At 39.4% G+C, this 24,122-nt stretch carries 21 protein-coding genes; 10 read left to right on the top strand and 11 right to left on the bottom strand.

Features of this window, described 5'->3' with window-relative positions:
- Positions 1–44 precede the first annotated feature (44 nt).
- Positions 45–713, bottom strand: coding sequence for an SOS response-associated peptidase (locus tag BMY13_RS16245; RefSeq protein WP_092505894.1), 669 nt, complete (start codon positions 711–713; stop codon positions 45–47).
- Between the two features lie 99 nt (positions 714–812).
- On the bottom strand, positions 813–1,808 hold the full coding sequence (locus BMY13_RS16240) for a glutaminase (protein ID WP_092494306.1): 996 nt from the start codon (positions 1,806–1,808) through the stop codon (positions 813–815).
- A gap of 401 nt (positions 1,809–2,209) precedes the next feature.
- On the opposite strand from BMY13_RS16240, the gene BMY13_RS16235 reads away from it, so the two are divergent.
- Both BMY13_RS16235 and BMY13_RS16230 read left to right on the top strand, forming a co-directional pair.
- The gene (locus BMY13_RS16235) at positions 2,210–3,331 is read left to right on the top strand and encodes a pyridoxal phosphate-dependent decarboxylase family protein (protein WP_092505892.1); all 1,122 of its coding nucleotides are present in this window, start codon (positions 2,210–2,212) and stop codon (positions 3,329–3,331) included.
- A 318-nt stretch (positions 3,332–3,649) separates the two neighbouring features.
- On the top strand, positions 3,650–4,840 hold the full coding sequence (locus BMY13_RS16230; protein ID WP_175476839.1) for an MFS transporter: 1,191 nt from the start codon (positions 3,650–3,652) through the stop codon (positions 4,838–4,840).
- Positions 4,841–4,862: 22 nt separating this feature from the next.
- On the opposite strand, the gene BMY13_RS16225 is transcribed toward BMY13_RS16230, so the two are convergent.
- Entirely contained in the window at positions 4,863–5,627 is a 765-nt protein-coding gene (locus BMY13_RS16225; protein WP_092505888.1) for a lysophospholipid acyltransferase family protein, read from the bottom strand.
- Between the two features lie 107 nt (positions 5,628–5,734).
- Positions 5,735–6,550, bottom strand: a complete 816-nt coding sequence (locus tag BMY13_RS16220; RefSeq protein ID WP_092505886.1) for a CAP domain-containing protein — start codon at positions 6,548–6,550, stop codon at positions 5,735–5,737.
- Positions 6,551–6,957: 407 nt separating this feature from the next.
- Here BMY13_RS16220 and mreBH point away from each other — a divergent pair, with 407 nt between their 5' ends.
- Positions 6,958–7,965 (top strand): rod-share determining protein MreBH, encoded by a 1,008-nt coding sequence (mreBH, locus tag BMY13_RS16215; protein WP_092505884.1) that lies wholly within the window; start codon positions 6,958–6,960, stop codon positions 7,963–7,965.
- A gap of 17 nt (positions 7,966–7,982) precedes the next feature.
- Here mreBH and BMY13_RS16210 read toward each other — a convergent pair whose 3' ends face one another.
- The gene (locus BMY13_RS16210; protein ID WP_092505882.1) at positions 7,983–8,378 is read right to left on the bottom strand and encodes a hypothetical protein; all 396 of its coding nucleotides are present in this window, start codon (positions 8,376–8,378) and stop codon (positions 7,983–7,985) included.
- A 255-nt stretch (positions 8,379–8,633) separates the two neighbouring features.
- Here BMY13_RS16210 and BMY13_RS16205 point away from each other — a divergent pair, with 255 nt between their 5' ends.
- From BMY13_RS16205 to BMY13_RS16195, 3 genes are read left to right on the top strand one after another with little or no spacing between them, the layout of a single operon-like run.
- Positions 8,634–9,794, top strand: a complete 1,161-nt coding sequence (locus BMY13_RS16205) for a CaiB/BaiF CoA transferase family protein (RefSeq protein WP_092505880.1) — start codon at positions 8,634–8,636, stop codon at positions 9,792–9,794.
- Positions 9,795–9,805: 11 nt separating this feature from the next.
- Positions 9,806–10,996, top strand: coding sequence for an acyl-CoA dehydrogenase family protein (locus tag BMY13_RS16200; protein WP_092505878.1), 1,191 nt, complete (start codon positions 9,806–9,808; stop codon positions 10,994–10,996).
- A 19-nt stretch (positions 10,997–11,015) separates the two neighbouring features.
- Positions 11,016–12,461, top strand: a complete 1,446-nt coding sequence (locus BMY13_RS16195; RefSeq protein WP_092505876.1) for an NAD-dependent succinate-semialdehyde dehydrogenase — start codon at positions 11,016–11,018, stop codon at positions 12,459–12,461.
- Positions 12,462–12,495: 34 nt separating this feature from the next.
- Here the strand turns inward: BMY13_RS16195 and BMY13_RS16190 are convergent, their stop codons facing one another.
- From BMY13_RS16190 to BMY13_RS16165, 6 genes are all read right to left on the bottom strand, one after another.
- Positions 12,496–12,807: a DUF3870 domain-containing protein gene (locus BMY13_RS16190; protein WP_092494316.1), complete on the bottom strand. Its 312-nt coding sequence runs from the start codon at positions 12,805–12,807 to the stop codon at positions 12,496–12,498.
- A gap of 22 nt (positions 12,808–12,829) precedes the next feature.
- Positions 12,830–13,600, bottom strand: coding sequence for an IclR family transcriptional regulator (locus BMY13_RS16185; RefSeq protein ID WP_092505874.1), 771 nt, complete (start codon positions 13,598–13,600; stop codon positions 12,830–12,832).
- A gap of 96 nt (positions 13,601–13,696) precedes the next feature.
- The gene (locus BMY13_RS16180) at positions 13,697–14,869 is read right to left on the bottom strand and encodes a saccharopine dehydrogenase family protein (RefSeq protein WP_092505872.1); all 1,173 of its coding nucleotides are present in this window, start codon (positions 14,867–14,869) and stop codon (positions 13,697–13,699) included.
- 232 nt (positions 14,870–15,101) lie between these two features.
- Positions 15,102–16,598 carry an aldehyde dehydrogenase family protein gene (locus tag BMY13_RS16175; RefSeq protein WP_092505870.1) on the bottom strand — a complete coding sequence of 499 codons (1,497 nt, stop codon included), beginning with the start codon at positions 16,596–16,598 and terminating at the stop codon, positions 15,102–15,104.
- A gap of 31 nt (positions 16,599–16,629) precedes the next feature.
- Positions 16,630–18,306, bottom strand: a complete 1,677-nt coding sequence (locus BMY13_RS16170) for a thiamine pyrophosphate-binding protein (protein WP_245736134.1) — start codon at positions 18,304–18,306, stop codon at positions 16,630–16,632.
- Positions 18,303–19,484 carry an aminotransferase class I/II-fold pyridoxal phosphate-dependent enzyme gene (locus tag BMY13_RS16165; protein WP_092505868.1) on the bottom strand — a complete coding sequence of 394 codons (1,182 nt, stop codon included), beginning with the start codon at positions 19,482–19,484 and terminating at the stop codon, positions 18,303–18,305. The genes BMY13_RS16170 and BMY13_RS16165 overlap by 4 nt, the downstream gene beginning before the upstream one ends.
- A gap of 284 nt (positions 19,485–19,768) precedes the next feature.
- On the opposite strand from BMY13_RS16165, the gene kynU reads away from it, so the two are divergent.
- From kynU to BMY13_RS16145, 4 genes are all read left to right on the top strand, one after another.
- The gene (kynU, locus tag BMY13_RS16160; RefSeq protein ID WP_425445164.1) at positions 19,769–21,055 is read left to right on the top strand and encodes a kynureninase; all 1,287 of its coding nucleotides are present in this window, start codon (positions 19,769–19,771) and stop codon (positions 21,053–21,055) included.
- Positions 21,055–21,687: an arylformamidase gene (gene kynB / locus BMY13_RS16155; protein WP_092505864.1), complete on the top strand. Its 633-nt coding sequence runs from the start codon at positions 21,055–21,057 to the stop codon at positions 21,685–21,687. The genes kynU and kynB overlap by 1 nt, the downstream gene beginning before the upstream one ends.
- A gap of 14 nt (positions 21,688–21,701) precedes the next feature.
- Positions 21,702–22,538, top strand: coding sequence for a tryptophan 2,3-dioxygenase (gene kynA / locus BMY13_RS16150; protein ID WP_245736133.1), 837 nt, complete (start codon positions 21,702–21,704; stop codon positions 22,536–22,538).
- A 77-nt stretch (positions 22,539–22,615) separates the two neighbouring features.
- Positions 22,616–23,959 (top strand): sodium-dependent transporter, encoded by a 1,344-nt coding sequence (locus BMY13_RS16145; protein WP_092505862.1) that lies wholly within the window; start codon positions 22,616–22,618, stop codon positions 23,957–23,959.
- Positions 23,960–24,122 lie beyond the last annotated feature (163 nt).

The following is a 24,122-nucleotide window of genomic DNA, read 5'->3' as shown; positions in this document are numbered from 1 at the left end:
GAGCCTCTTTTTATAATGAAAGGAGGCTCCTTTATATATGTGTACTATTCAGCTAAAGGGGCAATACATGCATCATCATTATTCCTAGCAGTATTTACATAGCTGGAAACATTATATGCATTTAATTTCTCCGCTTCAACGGTTTGCAAAAACTGATGTATTTCGTTTGGATGCTGTTTACCAGATGCAATCCATTCATCTTCTTGATTTTCAGGTAAAATAATCGGCATCCGATGATGGATATCCTGCATAAAGTCGTTCGCCTCTTTTGTAAGGATGGTACAAGTAAAAAGCTCTTTATCTTCTTGCTTCCATTTGTCCCATAGGCCTGCAAATGCGAATAATTTACGATCACTAACCTGAATTCGCTTTGGCTGTTTTTCTTTTCCATCACGCTTCCACTCGTAAAAACTATCAGCAACGATCAGGCAACGCTTTTGTGCCATCAACTTTTTAAAGCTTGGCTTTTCATGTGCTGTTTCACTTCTGGCATTAATCATTTTATAACCTATCTTTTCATCATTCGCCCATGAAGGAACCAACCCCCAGCGTAAATATCCTGCTCGCTTTTCATTCCCATCATGAATGATAGCCAATACATTTTGCCCAGGTGCAATATTGTAGCTTGGCTGATATGAATCAATAGCTTGTTCAATACCAAACTCATTCAAAATCTCCAGCTCATCAGCTAATAGCGTATAACGTCCACACATTGATTATCCCCCTTTTAGAAAACTTGCATATCACCACTTTAATGGTGAAAGCTTTAGTTGCACTTATGCACTTAGAAAGTATAAATACTTTTCTACCTTCTAAAATATACTTAAATCCCATTGTTTTGCAATATGTCGCAACAGACGGATTCCTGCAATACTGTTCCCTTTGTCATCCAATGCAGGTCCATAAACACCGATACCGCAGCCATCAAGAAATGGTAATTCCTCTTCTCGCACCCTGGGAGGAACTGCAGCAAGTATACCACCGGAAACACCGCTTTTCGCTGGTATACCAACATATGTAGCAAATTTACCAGAGGCATCATACATGCCACATGTCAGCATGAGTGCTTTTGCTATCCGCGCGACTTGTCTTGGTATAATTTCCTCCTGTGTATCAGGATCTTCCCCGTCGTTAGCAAGGATCATACCAATTCGTGCCAAGTCATCCATTGTAACTTCGATCGAACATTGTTTAAAATAAGTCTCTAATGTTATATTCAAATCAGACTCCAGAAAACCAACTTCCAATAAATAGTATCCAATTGCCCTATTACGCATGGATGAATCTCTCTCTGATTCATATACTTCAACATTTATAGCAGGGCGATAACCTAACATATCTTCTAAGAGTTCGAGTATTGGCTTTAGTTTTTCATCCGAAGTCTTTCCTTCCAATAGTGATGTTACTGTTATCGCACCAGCGTTAATTAGTGGATTAAACGGCTTTTTAACCTGTTTCATTTCCAAATGAATAATCGAATTAAACGCCTCACCTGCTGGCTCAACATCAACTCTATCAAGCATGTAAGCTACTCCGCGCTCCATACAGCCTACGATAAAGCTAAGCACCTTGGATATACTTTGCATAGTAAACGGAATACTATCGTCACCTGACCGTATCGTAATTCCATTTTTTCCGATAATCGTAATACCTAAATTATCCGGATCTGCTTCTTGTAAAACAGGAATATATGATGCTACTTCTCCATCAGTAGTATGTTTCCGATAAAACGCTACCCAATCGTCAACATAGCTCTGAAGCCATTCTTCGGTTTGCTCCGTATTCCAATTCGCTATACCTTGTACCATCTTATCACCTCTCATCTCGTAGTATGCCTATATTAAAGAGAGACTTTTGGCCGGATAAATTATCAGAATATTGCCTATTGCGTCCCTACTTATGCTACCATATATATAATTATTCTGTAAGAAAAGAAAAAATCTCGCCATTCTTATATTTTGGAATGCAATCCTTAATGGAGAGTACCATAGGTGCACCTATGAAGTAAGAAAGTAAGCTTTCTTAAAAATGCTTAACTTAAAATTAAATCTGTATTTCTCTGTTTTTATAAGCATCCCCACCATCTTAATGTGATATGTGATAAAAGCCTGAATAATTTAATGATTTATTGCAGTCATCCTTATTTGATTGGTTTCCGCTAATTGGGTTCCTGAAACTGTATTTCATAAAAAAATTGGAGGTTAGCAAAATGAACAAAAGAGAAAGTATTTTGCAAGCATTGAGTGAGATCCAGCAAGAAGATCTTAACCCAAAAGGAGGCAATGTATGGGCCTACGTTTACGATAGTGGATTACGTGAAGCTGAAAGAGTAGCAAAGGAGGCACACAATATGTTTATGAATCATAATGGGCTTGATTTCACCGTTTTCCCTAGTCTTTTAGAACTGGAAAATAATATTGTAGCAGAAATCGCAGAACTCTTTTCAAATGATGCGATGTCGGTAGCAGGCACTTTTACCAGTGGTGGTACAGAAAGTATTATCCTTGCTGTAAAAGCAGCAAGAGACTATGCAAGTGAGCATAAACCAACGATTACAGCTCCAGAAATAATTCTTCCAACCACTGCACATGCGGCATTTCATAAAGCTGCACATTATTTGGGAATTAATACAGTAATCGTACCTGTAGATAATACAACATTTAAAGTTGACTCCTATGAAGTAGAAAAATCAATAACACCAAATACAATCATGCTGATAGGTTCGAGTGTCAATTATTCTCACGGGGTTAGCGATCCCATTTCTGAATTGAGCTTGCTAGCAGAAAAATATGAAGTTTGGCTGCACGTTGATGCATGCATAGGTGGTTTTCTACTAGCTTACTATAAAAAACTGGGACTTCCTGTTATTGATTTTGATTTCAACCTTCCTGGTGTTTCGTCCCTGTCGGTTGACCTGCACAAATACGCTTTCACACCAAAAGGGGCATCGGTGATTTTATATCGGGATAAACAATTACGTAAATATCAATATTATACTTGCACCAATTGGAGTGGCTATCCGGTTATTAACACAACAATCCAGTCGACCAAATCCGGTGGTCCTCTAGCTGCTTGCTGGGCGACACTTAAGTATATTGGTGACGATGGTTATAAGAAATTAGCCGAAACGATATGGCAGGCGAAGCAGGAAATTACCAAGCATTTTATGAGGCTGGATGATTTATATATTTTAGGAGATCCTGAAGGAAGCCTGTTAGCCATTGGTTCTGATACGCTTGATATTTTTCAGTTGGCAGACGAGATGAAAAAATCAGGATGGTATGTTCAAGTCCAGCCAGGTGATTTAATACACAACCCTCTATCCACTTAACAATCACACCTGTTAACCGAATAGATGAATTTTTTCAAGAATTGGAGGAAGCAATTACTCATGTAAAGTTATATCCAAGGAACTCCCTTAAGCATGAAGTAGCCTTACTGGTCAAGGATCATGGTATAACTAGTGAAACTATATCAACCCTCTTGCATGCTGCAGGAGTAAAAGCAGACGGAAGTCTCCCAAGCGAAATGGCATCCATCAATGAACTACTCCATTTATTACCCCACGAAATTACAAGTGAAGCTTTCCTCTATATAACAAATGAATTATTCACACCCAATAAATCCTTTACTAAAGGAGTCGAATAGCATGAATCGTTGGGTACACCTTACCGGCTATGCGCTACTCATATTCAGCTCACAAGTTTTATGGGTTACGTTCTCCCCCATTACAACTGATGTTGCAAAGGATATGGGTACAAGTCTAGGTAATGTGGGTACTTTAGCGGCACTATTCCCTATCATTTATATTATTGTAGCGCTTCCGGCAGGGAGATGGCTTGACTCGCATTTTAAAATTGCATTAACTATTGGGGCCGTAACAATAGGATTTGGCGCGCTTGCAAGGTTAGCTGACCCTACAAGTTATTCCTGGCAGCTTGGAATTCAGGTTGTTATGTCAATTGGTCAGCCATTTATCATTAATTCAATTTCAGCGTATGCAAGCCGATACTTTCCGGAGAAAAACCGTTCAATGGCAATATCTATTTCAAGTGCCGCCTTATTTTTCGGTGTGATATTTGCCATGTTATTTAGTCCAATATTATATGTTCTTGGCGGACTTACATTAGTTTTAACAATATTTGCAATTCCATCGGTATTAAGTATGGTTTGGGTATTGTATACACTAGCTGGGGCAAAGACCTATACAGTTACGATTAAAAAGGAAGATACTCCTAAGCTTTCTGCTCTGCTGCGTGATAAATTCTTATGGACCCTCAGTGGATTGCTGGCAATTGGGCTAGGAGTATTCGATGCATTAAGCACCTGGGTCGAACCAATCTTTGACCAATATGGGATAGCCGGATCAACAAGTGGTCCATTATTGGCTTTAATGATTTTTTCAGGAATAATTGGATCTATCTTTATGCCTTCGTTAGTAGCCAAAAAAGATACTAGAAGAGCCTTCATAATAATTGCGGTAATTTTAAATGCAGCAACATTCTCGGCAATAATTATCTGGCAATGGGTACCATGGATTGCATTCTGGCTAATTGCTGACGGTTTCTTCCTACTTGCTGGATTTCCAATTATTATGGATTGGACAGAGAAACAATTCAGGCCGAGTCAACTAGGTACAGCAATAGGATTCGTAATGCTTACAAGTCATGCTGGAGGCATTTTATTAATATACCTTGTAAAAGTACTTTTGTCCCCACCATCATTAGCATTAGGCTTATTGGTTTTCATAAGCATATTGGGAATGCTACTAGCAGTAAAATTGCCAAAACGGCAAAAGCCAATAACAGATGTTCTTGAGAAAGATCAAAAAATAATTTAAAAAAATGAGGCTGCCATTTTCACTAATGGATAGCCTCATTTATTTCATACTTACCAAGATTTGCAGTGTCCTGAGAGCGAATGGTTTCCTGTATTGTCGTTTGGATACTCGCTGCAAGCTCTCCATGTTTCTTGTCCTGATAATCACTTGGATAAATTGGTTCAGTGATAGTCATCGTGATTGTCGATGGCTTTATTTTCCCCTTATCCTCCTCCATCATTTGGTAGGTTCCATTTATTGCTACTGGTACAATCGGGACTTTTGCTTTTGTTGCCAGCCGTAAACTGCCCGATTTAAATTCATTCAGATTGCTTCCCCTGCTCCTCGTACCCTCGGGGAAAACAACAATCGAATGTCCAATTTTAAGATGTGCAATTCCTTGGTTAATAGCCTTAACTGCCTGGCGACGGTCACTTCGATCAATGAATACACAATGAATCAATTCCATCCATGTACTTACTATAGGAAGCTTTTTTGTTTCTTTTTTTGCAATAAATCCAATTGGCTTCCCTAAATAACCAATCAAAACTAAGATATCAAATAGTCCCTGGTGATTAGCAACAAATAAAACAGCTTCGTCCGGTAGTTTTACCTGTCCGTAAACATGAACGTCCGACTTCGTTTTTTGTATCACTTTCTGTGAAACCATCTTTGGTCCAGCAAATATTTTTTCTTTATTTAACTGATTACTCGATTGTGATGCGAGCTTTTTAGATTTGCGCAGTTTAAAACCGCTCCCAATCACAATGAATATAGCGTATATGTATATTTTCAAGCTACGTATCATTTATAACCCCCCTCATCCAACAGCTTAATTATACCGTCGAAATATGGAAGCGCAAGTGGTAACTGCTAAAAAAAGAGACCGACCGAAGTCAGTCTCTCAAAAGCTATTTACTTACCAATAAATTGTTGTGTCCAATAGTTACCTTGCTCTACATATCCTACTCCAATATGCGTGAAGTCAGAATTCATGATATTTTTACGGTGACCCTCACTGTTCATCCAGCCATTCACTACTTCTTGTGGAGTGCGTTGACCTTTTGCAATGTTTTCACCAGCTGTTTGATATGAAATTCCAAATTGTTTCATCATATCAAAAGGAGAACCGTAAGTTGGGCTATTATGTGAGAAGTAGTTGTTTGTAGACATATCACTAGATTTCTCACGCGCAACCTTACTTAGTTCTGTATCAACCTTAAGTGGTTCTAATCCTTGAGCAGTACGCTCTTTGTTTGTTAGTTCAACCACTTGTTGTTCAAATTCATTTAATTGTTGTGATTGTGTTTGTTCTTGTTTCTCTGGTTGTTTAGTTGTTTCTTGCTGTTGTGGTGCTGGAGCTTCTGACTGCTCAATTGGTTGCTCTTGTTCCTGTTTCTCTGTTTGTTCTTGCTTTTGCTTATTTGCCTGTGGTTGTTTTTCTTTAGACTCAGGTTTTTGCTGTTTTTGTTCTTCTTTATTTGACTGTTCTTTAGGCTGTTTTTGTTGTTTTTCTATTTTATTCCGCTCAATTTGGAAATCTTCAAAGTAGTTGTTTAATAGATTATTAAGATTCTCTTTTGAGAATTGCTGCCCATTAATAGAGTAAAATACTTTATGTGATTTATCCTCCGATTGATCTGCGCTTGCAGATGCATCTGCAGAGGTTTGAAAAGCTCCACCAAATAGTAATGCTGCGGATAATGTTGTTACAATTATTTTGTTAAACATGTGTTTTACACCTCTCCTGTGGTTTTTTGTGTTGCAAAATAATCATACCACGTGTTTCTTGTAATAATTTTGGAAGCTATTGCCATACTGACTGATAAGACTCCTATCATTATAAACAATCCTATGATTATAGATTTAAAGATAGGTTACTTCCTAGATTATTAGGAAAAACTTAAAACTAAAGGAAAAAATTACTATTTAATCCCTATTGACACTCTTGAAATCCAACCTGTTATATTACAAAAGACAACATTTTGTAATCATACTGTTACTTGATTTATTTTACAGGTTTCTCTGTTGTACTGGCTTTTAAAGGCAATATATGTAAGTTCTTTATCTACCCCCAAAAACTATGATAAAGTATAGAAATGATATAGAGAAAAACTGTCATCATTGGAGGAGCTTATATGTTATCTAATGCAGAGATTGGAATCGATTTAGGTACTGCAAATATACTTATTTATTCAAAGACTAAGGGAATTGTCTTGAACGAGCCATCAGTTGTGGCTATTGATATGAATACGAAACAGGTCGTAGCTGTTGGATCAGAAGCAAAAGAAATGGTAGGTAAAACCCCACAGAACATAGTCCCAATAAGACCATTAAAAGATGGTGTTATCGCTGACTATGATGTGACTGCACAGATGCTTAAAGAATTTTTGAAAAAAGTAAGCAAAAAAATGGGGCTATCCATGCGTAAACCGACTGTTGTTGTATGCACTCCATCAGGAAGTACAACAGTAGAACGTCGTGCCATTCATAATGCCGTTACGAGTTACGGTGCAAAGCATGTTCATTTAATAGAAGAACCGGTTGCTGCTGCAATTGGTGCTGATTTACCTGTTGATGAACCAATAGCAAATGTTATTGTTGACATTGGTGGCGGCACATCTGAAGTTGGTATTATTTCATTTGGTGGTGTTGTTTCATGTAATTCCATCCGTATCGGTGGAGACAAGATGGACGAAGAAATAACCCATTTCATACGAAAAAAATACAATATTTTAATCGGTGAGCGTACTGCCGAAAATATTAAAATGGATATCGGCCATGCACATGAGGAACATACCGAGGAAAAAATGGAAGTACGTGGTCGAGACATGGTGACAGGTTTACCGAAAACCGTAACTGTTTCTTCGAAGGAAGTTTATTCTGCATTAAAAGAATCTCTTCAGCAAATCCTGGAAACAATTCGTGCCACATTGGAAGAATGTCCACCAGAATTAAGCGGTGATATTGTTGACCGCGGAATAGTGCTTACCGGAGGCGGCGCCTTACTAAATGGCATGAAAGACTGGTTAGCAGACGAAATAATTGTACCTGTCCATATTGCACCAAATCCACTGGAATCAGTTGCAATTGGAACAGGACGAGCACTCAAAATGATAACAAAATTACAAAAAGCAGCAAAATAAGATTCTAAGAAACCATGTCACCAGCAAGGGGGAGGCGTGGTTTTTTTCGTATGGATTGTGAAGGGGGGGCGGCTGTTGATGTTCCCGTTCTTCTGTTGATGTTCTCCCTCTTCTGCAGATTCTCGCCCTCCTTCTGTTGATTCAAGCTCCTCTTCTGTTGATTCAACCCCCTCTTCTGCAGATTCACGCTCCTTTTCTGTTGATTCATGCCTCTCTTCTGCAGATTCACGCCTCGCTTCTGTCGATTCACACCCCTCTTCTGCAGATTCACGCCCTCCTTCTGTTGATTCATGCCTCTCTTCTGCAGATTCACGCCTCGCTTCTGTTGATTCACGCCCTTCTTCTGTTGATTCACACCCCACTTCTGCAGATTCATGCCTCTCTTCTGCAGATTCACGCGCCTTTTCTGGCACTTTTCCATCAAAATACTAGATAACTATTTACAAATTTTTCTGAATATAATACTATATAGATAGTGAATCATGTAAAAACGTCTCCGCGTTTATGACACATGATCGATAAAGCACGAATCAAATGAATGCTGCCTAATCTGTTTACAGTCCTATTCCAGTTCTGATTCAACAGGTAAAAGCCAGTTCAAATTGACTTACAGGGTAGTCTGTAGTCATTTTGGGGTGGCTTATTTTATTTAAGAAAGGAGTGAGCAAATGGCTGGAGCACTTGAAAATATCAAGGTTCTGGATTTGTCACGTGTACTTGCTGGCCCATACTGTACAATGATTCTTGGTGATCTTGGTGCAGAGGTTATAAAAGTAGAAGCACCCGGTGGAAGTGACGAAACGCGCAAATGGGGTCCTCCCTTTCAGAATGGAGTTAGCGCTTATTACCTTAGTGCCAATCGCAATAAAAAAAGTATAACTGTCGATCTAAAGTCGGAGGAAGGTATTGACGTTATTAAAAAACTCGTAAATGAAAGCGATGTCATCATTAATAACTTTAAATCCGGGAAAATGAAGCAATTTGGTTTGGACTACGAAACACTCGCAGAAATAAACCCTGGTATTGTATATTGTTCCATTACAGGATTTGGTGAAACCGGTCCATACAAGGATATGCCGGGATATGACTTTATTATTCAGGCGATGAGTGGTCTTATGAGCATTACTGGTGACAAGGAATCAGGTCCGCAAAAAATGGGAGTAGCGATTACTGATATTTTAACAGGATTATATGCTTGTATAGGAATTCAGGGTGCACTGCTCGAACGTACACAATCAGGTAAAGGACAAAAATTGGATATTTCTCTTTATGACTCTGCCGTCAGTGCTCTCGTAAATATTGGCAGTAACTACTTAATGGCTGAAAAGATTCCGACTGCGCTTGGGAATCATCATGCCAATATTGTACCCTACCAGACTTTTAAAACAGTTGATGGAGAAATGGTCATTGCAGTTGGAAACGACAATCAGTTTAAGAGACTTTGCAATGTTTTAGGGAAACCGGAATATTCATCAGATAAGCGATTTCAAACAAATCCCGATCGTGTTGAACACCGGGATGAGCTTGTTCCGTTATTACAGGATGTTCTTTCAACCAAATCAACAGCATACTGGCAGGAAAATTGTGAAGAAAACAATATCCCATGCGGACCTATCCAGACAATTGATCAAGTAGCAAACGACCCGCAGCTTAATGAACGGGATATGTTTATTGATAGTATTCATCCGACTGCAGGAGCTATTCGAATGATTGGGAGTCCACTTAAACTTTCACGAACACCCTTTCAGCTAAAACACCACCCACCAGATGCTGGTGAACATACTGATGAAATCTTAAATCAATTAGGAATATCAAAAACGAACAATTAGGAGATGATTAGATGGATTTTAATTTTTCAGAAGAACAAACGATGCTGCGTACTACGGTAAGAAACTTTGTTGATAAAGAGATAATGCCTAATATTGCTGACTGGGACCGCGAAGGAAAATTCGACCCTTCCATTATGAAAAAACTCGCCGATCTTGGATTAATGGGAGTTTGTATTCCAGAAAGATACGGTGGCAGTGGGATGGATTATAATTCACTTGCAATTGTCTGCGAGGAACTGGAGCGTGGCGATACAGCATTTCGTACTTCAGTTTCCGTCCATACCGGCCTTAACAGTATGTCCTTACTTCAATGGGGTACTGAACAGCAAAAAGAAAAGTACTTAATTCCGCAAGCAAAAGGTGAACAGGTTGGCGCCTTTGGATTAACCGAACCTGGTGCTGGATCAGATGTTTCCGCATTACAGTCCACTGCTGTTAAAGATGGTGATCATTATATTTTAAACGGTCAAAAAACATGGATTTCCTTATGTGATACGGCTGATAATTTTCTTGTTTTTGCCTATACCGACAAGGACAGTAAACATCATGGTATTTCTGCTTTTATTGTTGAACGAACATGGGAGGGTTTTTCCTCAAAAGCTACGAAAGGAAAGTTAGGTATTCGAGCAGGTAACACTGGGGAGCTTTTTTTTGACAATGTAAAGGTTCCAAAAGAAAACTTACTCGGTGAAGAAGGAGAAGGATTCAAAATAGCAATGGCATCACTTGATAACGGGCGATTTACAGTTGCTGCTGGTGCAGTCGGGCAAATAAGAGCATGCCTTGAAGCAAGTGTGAAATATTGCCATGAACGCGAAACATTTGGAAAACCAATCGGAAAACATCAGCTTGTTCAACGCATGATTGCCAACATGGAAGCAGGACTGCAAATGAGCAGCCTCCTCGTTTATCGTGCCGGTGAATTAAAAAACGAAGGAAAACGAAACACGCGCGAAACGTCAATTGCAAAATGGCAGGCATGCGATTTCGCCAACAAAGCAGCTGACGACGCCGTTCAAGTTCACGGGGCATATGGCTATTCAGATGAGTATCCTGTTGAACGTTACCTGCGTAACTCGAAAGCACCAGTTATTTATGAAGGAACCCGGGAAGTCCATACTCTAATGCAGGCAGATTATGTATTGGGTTATCGACAGGATAAGCAGTTAAATAAGATGTTGCCAGCTTGGGAAGGAAAATAGTCTAAGGAGGGTCTCACATATGTTCGAAAATGAAACAAAAAGTATTTTTATTAATGGTAAATGGCGAAATGTAGATTCACAGCAAACGGATACTATATACAACCCGGCTACACTGAAACCAATAACAAAAGTGGCTTATGGTGGAGCAAACGAAACTGAAGAAGCAATCAAAGCTGCATCAGAGGCATTTCAACTATGGGGTGAAATGACAGGTCGTGAACGATCACGCATATTATACAAAGCACATGAACTTATGCTTGAAGAAGTCGACCGATTAGGGGAAATTTTAACGATCGAGCAAGGCAAACCAATTAAAGAGGCAAAAGGTGAAATTAAAGGTGCTGCAAGCTTTTTACTTTGGTATGCCGAAGAAGCAAGTCGTGCGTACGGAGAATGGATTCCTTCTTCTAATAAATCTAAGCGACTGCTAGTTATTCCGCAACCTGTTGGCGTGGTCGGTGCTATTACACCGTGGAATTTTCCCGCATCCATGATAACCAGAAAAATAGCACCTGCATTAGCTGCTGGCTGTACGATTGTGTTAAAGCCAGCTCCAGAAACACCATTATCAGCCATCGAAATTGTCAAGATACTTGAACGCGCCGGCATGCCTAATGGTGTTGTAAATTTAGTGACTGGAGATGCAGAAGCAATCGGAAATACAATGCTAACGAGTAAAGAAGTTCGTTTGATAACATTCACTGGTTCAACAGAAGTCGGAAAACATTTAATGCGAGAAAGTGCTGATCACGTTAAAAAACTATCACTTGAGCTTGGCGGTCATGCACCGATTATCGTGTTTGACGATGCAGATATTGATAAAGCAACTACCCTTGCATTAGCAAGCAAATTCCGAAATAATGGCCAAACGTGTATTTGTGCTAATAGGATATATGTTCATGATTCCGTTAAAGACATCTTTACACAACAGCTTACTAAAAAAGTCGAAAAGCTAAAGATAGGTTATGGGCTTGATGATGATACAGATCTCGGTCCACTAATCAATCAACAAGCATCAGAGAAAGTTCAGAAACATCTTGATGATGCTATTGAAAAAGGGGCAGCAATTGTTACAGGCGGTGATAAATGGTCCGGAGACATGGAGGGTTATTTCTATCAGCCTACTGTTCTATCATGCATTTCGGATGATATGCTTATCATGAACGAAGAAACTTTTGGCCCCGTCATGCCAATTCAAACGTTTACAGACGAAAAGACAGCAATCCAAAATGCAAATAACACAGATTACGGATTAGCCGCCTATATTTTCACAGAAACAACAAGCCGCGCTATCCGTGTTTCTGAAAAGCTTGAATATGGAATTGTTGGTGTGAATGATGTATTTCCAGCGGTTGCTGAAGCACCATTTGGAGGTATCAAGCAATCAGGTGTTGGGAAAGAAGGCGGGCATTACGGTATGGATGAATTTCTGGAGATGAAATATGTATCGATGGGGATAGAATAAAGTAGTGCTCCCACCTCGCTCTGGTGGGGGCACTTTAGTTACCCATATAATGCTCATACTGCTTATATAAATCATTCAATGCAGATGCCAACGCATTCCCAGCTTTACCTAAATAATGCTCCTTCACTTCGTCAACAGGCATTTCAATTCCATCCTGCAAACTATGTCCTCTAAGTAATTGCTGCACAAATTGCCTTCCATGTTCTGTTGCCAGTGTACAATTAGCTGCTACAATCACGCCATATTTTTTGTCAATTTCAGCAGTGATGGTCAATGTTTCATACATATTTTTCGCAGCCATACCAGATGGCAGCCTGGCATGGCCAGCTATAAAGACTGTATTCATAACAATTCAGATCCCTTCGCAATTATAAATCTGGCCCGCGATAACCTAATTGCCTCGAAATAGTTTGAGCAGATTGCTTTGTCTTACTTTTTAGTAGTTTTAGGTTATCTCCTTCAAAATGACTGGATAACCCGCTGACAGCTAATGCGGCGATAACTTGGTTGCGAGAATCAAAAATTGGATAAGAAATTCCTGTCGTATCAGCATCTTGCTCCCCAATACTATATGCATATCCATCCTGGTAGATTGTTTCCAGCTGCTCCATTAATTGCTGTTTATCGATTGGAGTATGATCACCTAACCGATATAGTTCTGAATTACTTAATATTTCTTCCTGCCGTTCACGTGACATATTAGCAAGCAGCATCTTAGGACCAGATCCCACATACAGTGGTGAACTTTTTCCAATTCTAGTATACAATCGCAACGCTCTTGAACTGTCCACTTTTTCAATGTACGTCGCTTCATCCTGACTAGAGATAACCAAATGAATTACTTCATTAATCTCCTGTGCGAGCTCTTCCATATATGGTAAAGCAATCGTTCTTATCTCCAGTTGGTCTGATACGATTTGTCCCAATTCAAGTAACTTTAATCCCAATCGGTAGCGGCTATCATGTTCGTTTTCCTTTGTTTTATATAAAAAATCACTAGATTCCAAAGCGGATAACAGTCTGTATGCGGTTGGTTTTGGGATTTCAGCCTTATTAGCAATCTCTTTCAATGTTAATTCCGGTGTTTCCATTGTAAAGTAATTTAGTAGTTTTAATGCCTTTATCACACTTTGATTCATGGCCGAAGTCTCCTTGTTGCATCTATTTTCACCAAAACGCTGTAATTATAATAAAGAGGTTGCCTCATTTGATGTAGGACAACCTCAACAAATCCATTAAATATTTACATGCTCTTTTTCTGTATTACCTGTTTCCAGTATGTTTACATCTCTTTTTGCCATTTCCTTCATGTAAATTTCACCCGGGACACACTGTTCTGGAGGGTATACACCTCGTTTAGAAATTGTACCATTTCCAATCATTTGTGCAACTACCGAAATGGTATTGGCTGTAGCACGGGCCATTGCTGTAACATTATTTACTCTATCTTTATAAGTCGTCATTTCGTATTCATATGTTTTTGGTTTTCCATCTTTTTCACCTGAAACTTTTATTCGTAATAAAACTGCATCGTCCTTCTCTTTTAGATCTACAATTGGATCAAGGACCTTTAACAATACCTCTCTTGGATTGATTTTTTGTCCATTGACATCTACTTGATAATCCATCCGCGTCAAATTAAGATCAACAAGTAATTTAAACTTTTCTGCATGACCAGGATAACGGATTGTTTTGTATTCCAGTGTTTTTAAGTTCGGATATGATATCGATAATGTAGATGTCCCACCAGATGTATGGAAAGCCTCCAATGGTCCAAATTTTTCAAAATAAACACGTTCAACCTCAGTCAACGATGAAATTTCCTGCTTCACTCCGTTTCGAACAATAAGGGATGGGTCTGTATAATGATCAAATACACCTTCCATGGAAAATACATGATTATATTCAAATGGTGGCTCTGGTTTAAGCGGGATACCACCTACATATAGTTTAATTTCCTCTAGCTTATCTAACTTGCTAGCACCATGACCGGATAAAATGTTAATCATACCTGGAGCAACGCCCAAGTCAGGGATTAAAGTAACCCCTGCAGCTGCAGCATCCTCTTTCATCGCCAAAACTTTATCTGTCATGTGGCCAATGTGACCACCCAAATCTACTGAATTAACCCCAACTTTAATTGCTGTCTTTGCAACAATTTCATTAAACGAATAAAACAAGGCGTTTATGATCACATCAAACTGGCGCATATAGTTAGCCAATTCCTGCTCATCACTAGCATTTACCTGATAAGCTGTCAGTTTAGTAGAATTTAATTGATCACAAACCCGCTGGGCTCTCTCCAAATCAATATCTGCTAACCCTACAGCAGTTACACCTTCACTTTCTACTAAATCGCGTGCAGCTTCTTTCCCCATTAATCCAGATCCTAATACACCTATTTTCATACATCCTTCACACTCCCTGTATAAGATTTTATATTTAATTCCACCTTGTATACCTATTTTGAACAGTCGCTTTTGCTTTTCTTTGTCTGGCTGCGGCTCCTACCGACTAGTGGACTTCCTTCTCCTCCTTACGAAAATCAACGTCGTTTCGCTTACGATCTTCGCGTTTCCTTTATCTCATACGGATCAGTCCACTCCATACGTCGCTGAACAGTCGCCTTCGCTTTTCTTTCTACTCAACGTCTATTTGGGCGCGTTGGAGTTTCCCGCTGAAATCCACATAGACTGCTTTCCATTCAGTGAATACATCAAGCGCCTGAACACCAGAATCGCGATGTCCATTACCGGTTCCTTTTGTACCTCCAAATGGCAGATGGATTTCTGCTCCTGTTGTACCTGCATTGACATAAACGATCCCTGTATCAAGGTCACGTTGTGCTTTAAACACACGATTGACATCACCTGTGAAGATCGAGCTTGATAACCCAAATTCCACGCCATTATTTACTTCGATCGCTTCTTCAAAGCTTTTCACGGGTACCAATGAAACAACTGGCCCGAAAATCTCTTCTTGTGAAATACGCATTTCAGCTGTTGCGTCCGTGAACAATGTTGGGGCAAAATAGTGACCCTTTGCATGATCACCCTCATCCATAACATAGCCACCAGCCAGCATTTTAGCTCCTTCATCTTTGCCTATCTGAATATATTTTTTAATTTTTTCAAGACCTGCATTATTAATGATCGGTCCTACTTTTATTGACTCATCAAGACCGTCGCCGATTGTTAATTTCTCCATTTCAACAAGCAGACGCTCTTCCAGTCTTTCTTTTACATCTTCATGAACAATTACGCGGCTGCATGCTGTGCAGCGTTGACCACTAGTTCCGAAAGCACTCCATAAAATACCTTCGACGGCAAGGTTAAGGTCCGCATCATCCATGACAATTACGGCATTCTTCCCACCCATTTCTAGTGATACTTTTTTCAGCTGTTCCCCGCATTTACTTGCAATGCTCCGGCCAGTATCGTTTGATCCAGTAAATGATATAACACGAATATCATCATGGTTTACCATTGCATCACCAACCGCTGATCCCTTTCCAAAGACAACATTCACAACACCTTTTGGCAATCCTGCTTCTTCAAATATCTTAGCGAGTTCAAACGCCATAATCGGTGTTTCTGTCGCCGGTTTCCAAACAACTGCATTACCAGAAACAATTGCTGGAAACGACTTCCATGTTGCAATGGCGATTGGGAAATTCCATGGTGTGATAATTCCAACAACACCAACAGGACAACGTTGACTCATAGCAAATTTATCCTTTAGTTCTGCTGGTGTCGTTTGACCAAACATACGACGACCCTCTCCAGCCATGTAAAATGCCATATCAATTCCCTCTTGCACTTCGCCTCGTGCTTCTTCAATTACTTTTCCATTCTCCATTGTCAGTAATTGTGATAAACGTTCTTTACGTTCTTTCATGATGCTTCCAACACGGAACAGTACCTCCGCACGTTGTGGTGCCGGAACTAGCGCCCATTCCTTTTGAGCCTTTTTAGCAGCTTTAACAGCAGTGTTTACATCCTCACTGCCTGATAAAGGTACGTCAACAACTGTTTTTCCATTTGCTGGATTAATAACCGCGGTCGATTCATTAACATCGATCCAATTACCATTGATAAAGTTTTTAAGTTTTTCTGCCTTGAGTAATGTTTCAGTCATTCTAAATACCTCCTAAAAATTAGTGTGTAATCTATTTTGTAGCACGATCACGAATTTGCGTAATCGTGGATGAAACTGAAATCTGTTCTTTGTCGGTCAAAATCTCAATCACTGCTGGTCTGTTTTTTTCTAAGGCCATTTCAAGAGCTTCAGCAAACGCCTCTATTGTAGTAACCTGATAACCGTCAGCACCAACACTAATCGCTAAATTTTTAAAGGAAACAGTTCCTAAATCAGTACCAACCACTTTCTCCGGGTACTGAATTTCCTGGTGCATGCGAATGGTTCCATACATGTTATTATTAAAAACAAGACATATGACTGGAATATTATTTCTAACTGCTGTTTCCAGCTCCTGAACGGTCATCATAAAACCTCCGTCACCAGATAAAGAAACAACTGTTTTTTCCGGAAAGGCCAATTTCGCCCCAAGCGCTGCTGGCATTCCATAACCCATCGCTCCAGATGTTGGCCCTACATACGTATGTTTTTCGGTAAATGGATAAAAGGCATGCAGCCAACCAGCAAAATTACCCGCATCATTTGTTAATAAAGCATCTTTGGGCAACTTTTTTTCCATCAACGCAATAATATGTTTATTGATTCCGTCATTATGAGAAACATTTAAACTGTTTACCTCCTCATGTGCTTGACGACGCTCTTTCACCCAATTAATCCATGAACAATCGACATCTATCTTAGCTAACACTTGTAATGCTTCACCTACATCAGCTACAATTCCTGCATCAGGTGCGTAAACCTTTCCGATTGTGTCATAACTTAAATCAATATGGATAAGTTGTTTGTTTGCTGTAATAATTTGATAATCCTGTGTTGTTACCTCTGAAAGACGGGTGCCGAGTGCGATAACCAGATCTGCCTGCTCTACGGTTTGCAGCACTTTTTTATTGGTCCCAAGCCCAAGATGCCCTACATATAATGGATGATTATTCGGAAAAACATCCTGCCTGCGAAACGCTGCCATTACAGGGATTTTATACTTTTCAGCAAAAGCTACCAGATGTTCTTCTGCCTGCGAGCTTTTCACTCCACCTCCAGCTATAATCAATGGTTTCTTTGCTGATGAAAGCAATTCTTCAACATGGTCAATTTCCTGTTGCGCTGGTACTGGTGACGGATTAACGGTTACAGGTCCAAATTGCATAGCAGCTTCAACTGGGAGAACATCCTCCGGCAGCGAAATAATTACTGGTCCCGGTCTTCCAGTTTGAGCAATTCGGAATGCCCTCTGAACAATTTCAGGCATGCGCTCCGCATCCTTAACCTCCACTGCCCACTTGGCAATGTGCTGAAAATAACGGTCAAGATCAACTTCCTGAAATCCCTCTCTGCCTCTAAACTTGCTATGTACCTGTCCTAGAAATACGACCATTGGAGTTGAGTCTTGGAATGCAGTATGCACTCCAATTGATAGGTTTGCCGCCCCAACGCCACGTGTGGCAAGCACAATACCAGGTTTTAAGGTCGACTTTGCATACCCTTCAGCCATAAATGCCGCTCCACTCTCATGTCTTGCACTTAAAACACGAATACTCTTCTCGTCATGCAATGCGTCTAATACAGGCAAATAACTTTCACCAGGAACACAAAACACATTTTTAATCCCCTCTATTTTCAAGCATTCCACGATTGCTTGAGCTGCTGTTATGGTCTTCGTTATTCGTGTTGCTTCTACCGTACTCTTCACTTTTGGACCACCTCCTTAAAATCTAACTTTTGAATCCTTTCAATCACATCATCTAAACGTTCGGTAGTAACTGTCAGCGCTACTCTGATAAAGCCTTCACCACGTGGGCCGAACGCGTTTCCAGGTGTTACGATAACTCCTGCTTCCTCCAGTAATTTATTAGCGAATGACATGGAATTAAAGCCATCAGGAACCTTTGCCCAAAGGAAAATGGTGCCGTTCGGCTTATCAGCATAGATACCAAGTTCCTGGAAGGCATTGTGTAATTTCTCCATTCGTTCCTGATAAATCTTGTTATTCTTGGCTACTTGGGAAAAATCACTTTTCAACGCAGTAGCAGCCGCTTTTTGAATAGGGAGGAATTGACACGTATCAATGTTGCTTTTAAACGTTGATAATGCCTTAATAACTTCTTTATTTCCAACCATGAAACCAATACGCCAACCAGTCATATTAAAGCTCTTTGACAAGGACCCAAATTCCACAGCATTTTCTTTCGCACCAGGAACTTGCATCACACTAGGCGCCTTGTACCCGTTGTAAGTAACCATGTCATAGGCGGCATCATGAACGAGCAAAAGATTATTTATTCCAGCAAATGTAATCGCTTTCAAAAATGTGTTATAACCTACAGTTGCCGCCGTTGGGTTACTCGGGTAATTTAAAAGCATTAATTTTGCCCGTTTTACTGCAGCACCCTCAACTTGGTCATATAATGGAATATAGCCATTCTGTATATCCAATGGTAGTGGAACACTTTCTCCTCCAGCTAAATGAACAGCTGTCCGATAGACAGGATAACCAGGATCAGGAACTAATACCATGTCATTATGGTTTAGCGTAGCTTGCATTAAGTTGGCTATTCCTTCCTTTGAGCCAATTACAGCCATAACCTCCGTGAATGGATCTAAGTCAACATTATAATGTTTCTTATAAAAATCAGCTACTGCCTCTTTGTACTCTACGCATCCGCTATATGTCGAATACCGGTGATTTTCAGAAATCCTGGACTCCTCAGTCAATCTATCAATCACAAAATCTGGTGTCGGCAGATCAGGCGCACCAATCCCTAAATCGATTACATCTACTCCACTTGCTTCCAGTTCCTTTTTCTTTCGTTGAAACTCTGAAAATAAATAGGGTGACAAATTCTTTACTTTGTCAGAAACAAAGTTCATTCTTTCACCTCCGTATTTCATATAGTAAAACGTTGTTTCATATCTAATTTAAGTATAAATCAGTATTTTAAAATTTGCAATTGTTTTTAATATACAGAATTCAAATGATTCGAAAGTCTTGTTTACTTTTCATTCCAATAATCAAAAGATATAAGTTTCAAACCCCCTCATTCATTGTTATTATGAAGGTGGTTAGAAAACTTGGCTTATCGCAAAGCCTTAGTTGTACTTTTACAGTAAGAAAGTATAAATCCTTTCTTAACTGTCAAAAAATTTCTGAACAAATGAGGTATGATAATATGAACACGGAGAAAACATATGCGAACCAATTAGATCAAAAAGATAACTTAAAAGATTTTCGTAAGGAGTTTTATATATCAAATGGGACCATCTATTTAGATGGTAATTCATTAGGGCTCTTATCAATGCGAGCTGAACAAGCGGTAGATGACGCCGTTAACGCATGGAAAAAATACGCGATAGATGGATGGACTGAGGGAGAACATCCCTGGTTTTATTTATCCGAAAAATTAGGATCGATGACCGCACCTTTAATAGGAGCAAAAAAGGATGAAGTAATTGTAACGGGATCCACAACGACGAACATGCATCAGCTTGTTGCCAGTTTTTATAAACCGAACAACAAGAAAACCAAAATACTTGCAGATGAATTAAACTTCCCTTCTGATATTTATGCTCTGAAAAGTCAATTAAAACTAAAAGGGTATGATCCAGATGAGCACCTTATTCAAGTAAAAAGCAGAAATGGAAATACACTTGAGACAGAGGATATTGTAAAAGCCATGGCTGATGATGTAGCTTTAATTGTGCTGCCAGGAGTTCTCTACCGGAGCGGACAAATTCTTGATATGGAAAGGTTAACCAAAGAAGCACATAAACGCAATATTACAATCGGTTTTGATTTGTGTCATTCAATTGGTGCAATCCCACATCAACTATCCGAGTGGGGTGTTGATTTTGCATTCTGGTGTACCTATAAACATTTAAATGCTGGTCCGGGAAGTGTTGCCGGTCTGTATGTTAATCAAAAACATTTCGGCAATGAACCAGGACTTGCTGGCTGGTTCAGTTCTTCAAAAGAAAAACAATTCGATATGGAGCATACTTTGACACCGGCTGAGGACGCTGGTGCCTATCAAATTGGTACACCACACTTATTAAGTGCTGCACCTCTACTTGGGTCATTGGAAATATTTAATGAAGCAGGGATTAAACAGGTTCGCCAAAAATCTCTTGAGCTTACTCACTATTTAATGGAACTAATCGACAGTGAATTATCCGATTATAATTTTACTGTAGTTAGTCCGACAGATGAGGTTACTCGTGGTGGCCATATTTTCCTTGAGCACAAGGAAGCCGCTCGTATCTGCAAAGCATTGAAAGCCGATGGAATCGTACCGGATTTTCGGACGCCTAACGGAATTCGCCTTGCCCCGGTTGCTTTGTATAATACATTTGAAGAAGTGTGGAAAACTGTTCATACTCTCAAACAAATTATGAAGGAAGAACGCTATAAAAGATATGAAAACAAACGGGGGGTAATTGCATAATGACAGAATCAAAGTGGATTGATATCTCACAACCATTAACAAATGATATGGCACACTTTCCAGGAGACACGCCATTTGACTATTCACTTACCTATTCAATAGAACAAACCGGATCAGTTAATGTCGGGCAAATGACAGGAAGTTTACACACCGGAACACATATTGATGCACCTTTTCACTATGATTCAAAGGGAAAAACGATAGAAGAGCTTGACATAAATCTAGCGATTGGAAAAGCAAAAGTAATTGATGTTAGTGATGCAGAAAAAATTACAGCCGAAACATTTCAGGGTTATGAATTCAAAGGTATCTCGAGAGTGTTGTTGCATACCTCTCTGCCAAATAATCCAAACCGCTTCCCAGATAAAATGCCAGATTTAAACCCTGGTGTTGCTCCTTTTTTAAAGGAAAAAGGCGTAAAACTAATCGGTGTTGACATGCCTTCAGTTGATGCTCCTGATAGTAAAGATTTGGCCACCCATCATGCATTATATGACAATGGGATTTTTATTTTGGAAAACCTCATGCTCGACCATGTAGTACCAGGAGATTACGAGCTAGTTGCTGTCCCGCTCGCTATTACAGGTGCTGATGCTAGTCCAGTCCGCGCTGTATTAAGATCACTTAGTTAAAGGAGGAAATTTTTTTGAGCGATAATAAGTTCACTAATGAAGAGGGGATTCATACCGATTTTATGGAAGATATGAACTACGGTGATTACTTGCAGCTAAATCAGTTACTGACTAGCCAGAAACGTTTATCTGGACATCATGATGAAATGTTATTTATCATCATTCATCATGTCAGTGAGCTTTGGCTTAAATTAATTATTCATGAGACGAAAGCTGCTGTGACCTCGATTCAGGAAGATGACCTGCATACTTCGTTTAAAATGCTTGCACGTGTTTCTAAAATTCAGGAACAAATTATCCAGGCTTGGGATGTGCTATCAACATTAACACCTGCTGAATACATGGAGTTTCGTGACAAACTTGGCAATGCATCCGGTTTCCAATCCTATCAATATCGTTTGGTTGAATTTGTTTTAGGTTATAAAACACCACATGTCCTTAAGATTTACAAAAAGGACCCAGAGATCCATGCAATATTGGAAGATGCCTACTATAAACCAGGGCTTTATGACGTTTCGATTCAGGCATTAGCACGTAACGGTTTTGATATTAATCCAGATGTACTTAATCGCGATTTTTCCAAAACATATGAAAAGGATGACTCAGTTGAACAGGCCTGGATGAAAGTATATCGGAACGTATCCGACCATTGGGAGCTCTATCAGCTTGCAGAGAAATTGGTCGATGTTGAAGATTGGTTCCAGCAATGGCGCTTTCGCCATATGAAAACGGTCGAACGGATTATTGGACATAAAACGGGAACAGGCGGTTCATCTGGAGTCGGTTACCTAAAACAAGTATTGGATCACTACTTCTTTCCTGAATTGTGGGATTTAAGAACTAAAATATAAATCTTTGTCTATTTTTTTGCGCAAAGAGTAAATAATGATATAATACTGTACAACATTAAAGAAAAGGGAGGCAAAATATGAATTCAGAAAGAGATCAATGGTCATCCAGACTTGGCTTTATTTTATCATCAACAGGTGCGGCAATAGGTCTTGGGGCAATATGGAAATTCCCCTATATGACCGGAATGAATGGTGGCGGCGCCTTTTTTCTACTTTTTATTGCGTTTACAGTTATCATCGGCCTTCCTTTATTAATTTCTGAATTTATAATAGGACGCGGGGCACAAAAAGAAGCGATTAGTGCTTTCAAAAAACTTGCACCTGAAAGTGGCTGGTCAATAATTGGTCGTTTGGGTGTATTTGGATCATTTGTCCTTATGTCGTTTTACAGTGTCGTAGGTGGATGGGTACTAATTTATAGTGCATTATCCATCCCAGGTTTAATAATTAAAGACAACGCCAACTATGAGCAATTATTTGGTATGATTACCGGAAATCCTTTGATAACGATTTTAGGTTTAGGATTATTCTTAATCATAAATATTGTTGTTATTACATTTGGTATCAAAGGCGGTATTGAAAAGGCAAGTAAAATATTAATGCCATTATTGTTCATCTTTTTTATTGTATTAGTCATTCGCTCCGTCACATTTGAAGGAGCTTCGGAAGGATTGAGATTCTTTCTTCAGCCTGACTTTTCCAAAATAACCGGCGAAAGTGTTTTGTACGCATTAGGGCAGTCCTTCTTCTCCTTAGCAGTAGGTTTCTCGGTAATGGTTACGTATAGTTCCTACTTAGGGAAAGATGTTAGCTTACCGTTTTCAGCAGGTTCTGTATCAATTATGAATATTTTCGTTTCCCTGTTAGCTGGTTTAGCCATCTTCCCTGTTGTCTTCTCATTTGGACTTGAGCCAACAGCGGGGCCAGGATTATTATTCATGGTTTTACCTGAAGCATTTGCTCAAATGCCTTTTGGGGAAATATTTTTAGGCTTATTTTTATTATTATTCTTATTTGCTATACTAACGTCATCATTTAGTATGCTGGAGATTATTACGTCGGCTTTTACCGCTAATAAACAACGGTCACGTAAAAAAGTAGCATGGATTGCAGGTTTGATTGTCTTTATTGCAGGGATACCAGCTGCACTATCTTCGAGCACTTTAGCTAATTTTAAAATTTTCAACCTGACTATTTTTGATGCAAGTGATTTTCTCGTGAGTAATATATTATTGCCTGGTGGGTGTTTATTAATTGCATTGTTTATTGGATTTAAGATGGATAAAACGCTGATGAGGCGAGAGTTCAATGAAAGCAATAATTTGTCACCAAATATGTATCAGCTATGGTTCCAAATTATGCGATGGTTAGTGCCTATTACTATTGTGATTGTATTCTTAGGATCATTGGGAATATTATGATGAAAAGATGCCGAATATGGCATCTTTTTTCATGGTTCTTTTGTTGTTGCTGATAGCATTCAAAGGGCCTTTGTTGAAAAACCCATTTATTAACGGAACAAGGATCCGCTTCGACTGTTTGACGGATCCTCATTCCGCTATTTGCTTGAAAACCCTCGTTTTA

It is taken from the genome of Virgibacillus subterraneus (genome assembly GCF_900110695.1).
In the GTDB taxonomy this organism is placed as follows: domain Bacteria; phylum Bacillota; class Bacilli; order Bacillales; family Amphibacillaceae; genus Lentibacillus; species Lentibacillus subterraneus.
The sequence above is the reverse complement of the archived record's forward strand: the minus strand, read 5'-3'. Positions and strand labels throughout refer to the sequence as shown.

What these genes read in the sequence shown, in the direction of transcription:
- BMY13_RS16245 (WP_092505894.1), bottom strand. Translation starts at nt 713, where the DNA reads ATGTGTGGACGTTATACGCTATTAGCTGATGAGCTGGAGATTTTGAAT.
- BMY13_RS16240 (WP_092494306.1), bottom strand. Translation starts at nt 1,808, where the DNA reads ATGGTACAAGGTATAGCGAATTGGAATACGGAGCAAACCGAAGAATGG.
- BMY13_RS16235 (WP_092505892.1), top strand. Translation starts at nt 2,210, where the DNA reads ATGAACAAAAGAGAAAGTATTTTGCAAGCATTGAGTGAGATCCAGCAA.
- BMY13_RS16230 (WP_175476839.1), top strand. Translation starts at nt 3,650, where the DNA reads ATGAATCGTTGGGTACACCTTACCGGCTATGCGCTACTCATATTCAGC.
- BMY13_RS16225 (WP_092505888.1), bottom strand. Translation starts at nt 5,627, where the DNA reads ATGATACGTAGCTTGAAAATATACATATACGCTATATTCATTGTGATT.
- BMY13_RS16220 (WP_092505886.1), bottom strand. Translation starts at nt 6,550, where the DNA reads ATGTTTAACAAAATAATTGTAACAACATTATCCGCAGCATTACTATTT.
- mreBH (WP_092505884.1), top strand. Translation starts at nt 6,958, where the DNA reads ATGTTATCTAATGCAGAGATTGGAATCGATTTAGGTACTGCAAATATA.
- BMY13_RS16205 (WP_092505880.1), top strand. Translation starts at nt 8,634, where the DNA reads ATGGCTGGAGCACTTGAAAATATCAAGGTTCTGGATTTGTCACGTGTA.
- BMY13_RS16200 (WP_092505878.1), top strand. Translation starts at nt 9,806, where the DNA reads ATGGATTTTAATTTTTCAGAAGAACAAACGATGCTGCGTACTACGGTA.
- BMY13_RS16195 (WP_092505876.1), top strand. Translation starts at nt 11,016, where the DNA reads ATGTTCGAAAATGAAACAAAAAGTATTTTTATTAATGGTAAATGGCGA.
- BMY13_RS16190 (WP_092494316.1), bottom strand. Translation starts at nt 12,807, where the DNA reads ATGAATACAGTCTTTATAGCTGGCCATGCCAGGCTGCCATCTGGTATG.
- BMY13_RS16185 (WP_092505874.1), bottom strand. Translation starts at nt 13,600, where the DNA reads ATGAATCAAAGTGTGATAAAGGCATTAAAACTACTAAATTACTTTACA.
- BMY13_RS16180 (WP_092505872.1), bottom strand. Translation starts at nt 14,869, where the DNA reads ATGAAAATAGGTGTATTAGGATCTGGATTAATGGGGAAAGAAGCTGCA.
- BMY13_RS16175 (WP_092505870.1), bottom strand. Translation starts at nt 16,598, where the DNA reads ATGACTGAAACATTACTCAAGGCAGAAAAACTTAAAAACTTTATCAAT.
- BMY13_RS16165 (WP_092505868.1), bottom strand. Translation starts at nt 19,484, where the DNA reads ATGAACTTTGTTTCTGACAAAGTAAAGAATTTGTCACCCTATTTATTT.
- kynU (WP_425445164.1), top strand. Translation starts at nt 19,769, where the DNA reads ATGAGGTATGATAATATGAACACGGAGAAAACATATGCGAACCAATTA.
- kynB (WP_092505864.1), top strand. Translation starts at nt 21,055, where the DNA reads ATGACAGAATCAAAGTGGATTGATATCTCACAACCATTAACAAATGAT.
- BMY13_RS16145 (WP_092505862.1), top strand. Translation starts at nt 22,616, where the DNA reads ATGAATTCAGAAAGAGATCAATGGTCATCCAGACTTGGCTTTATTTTA.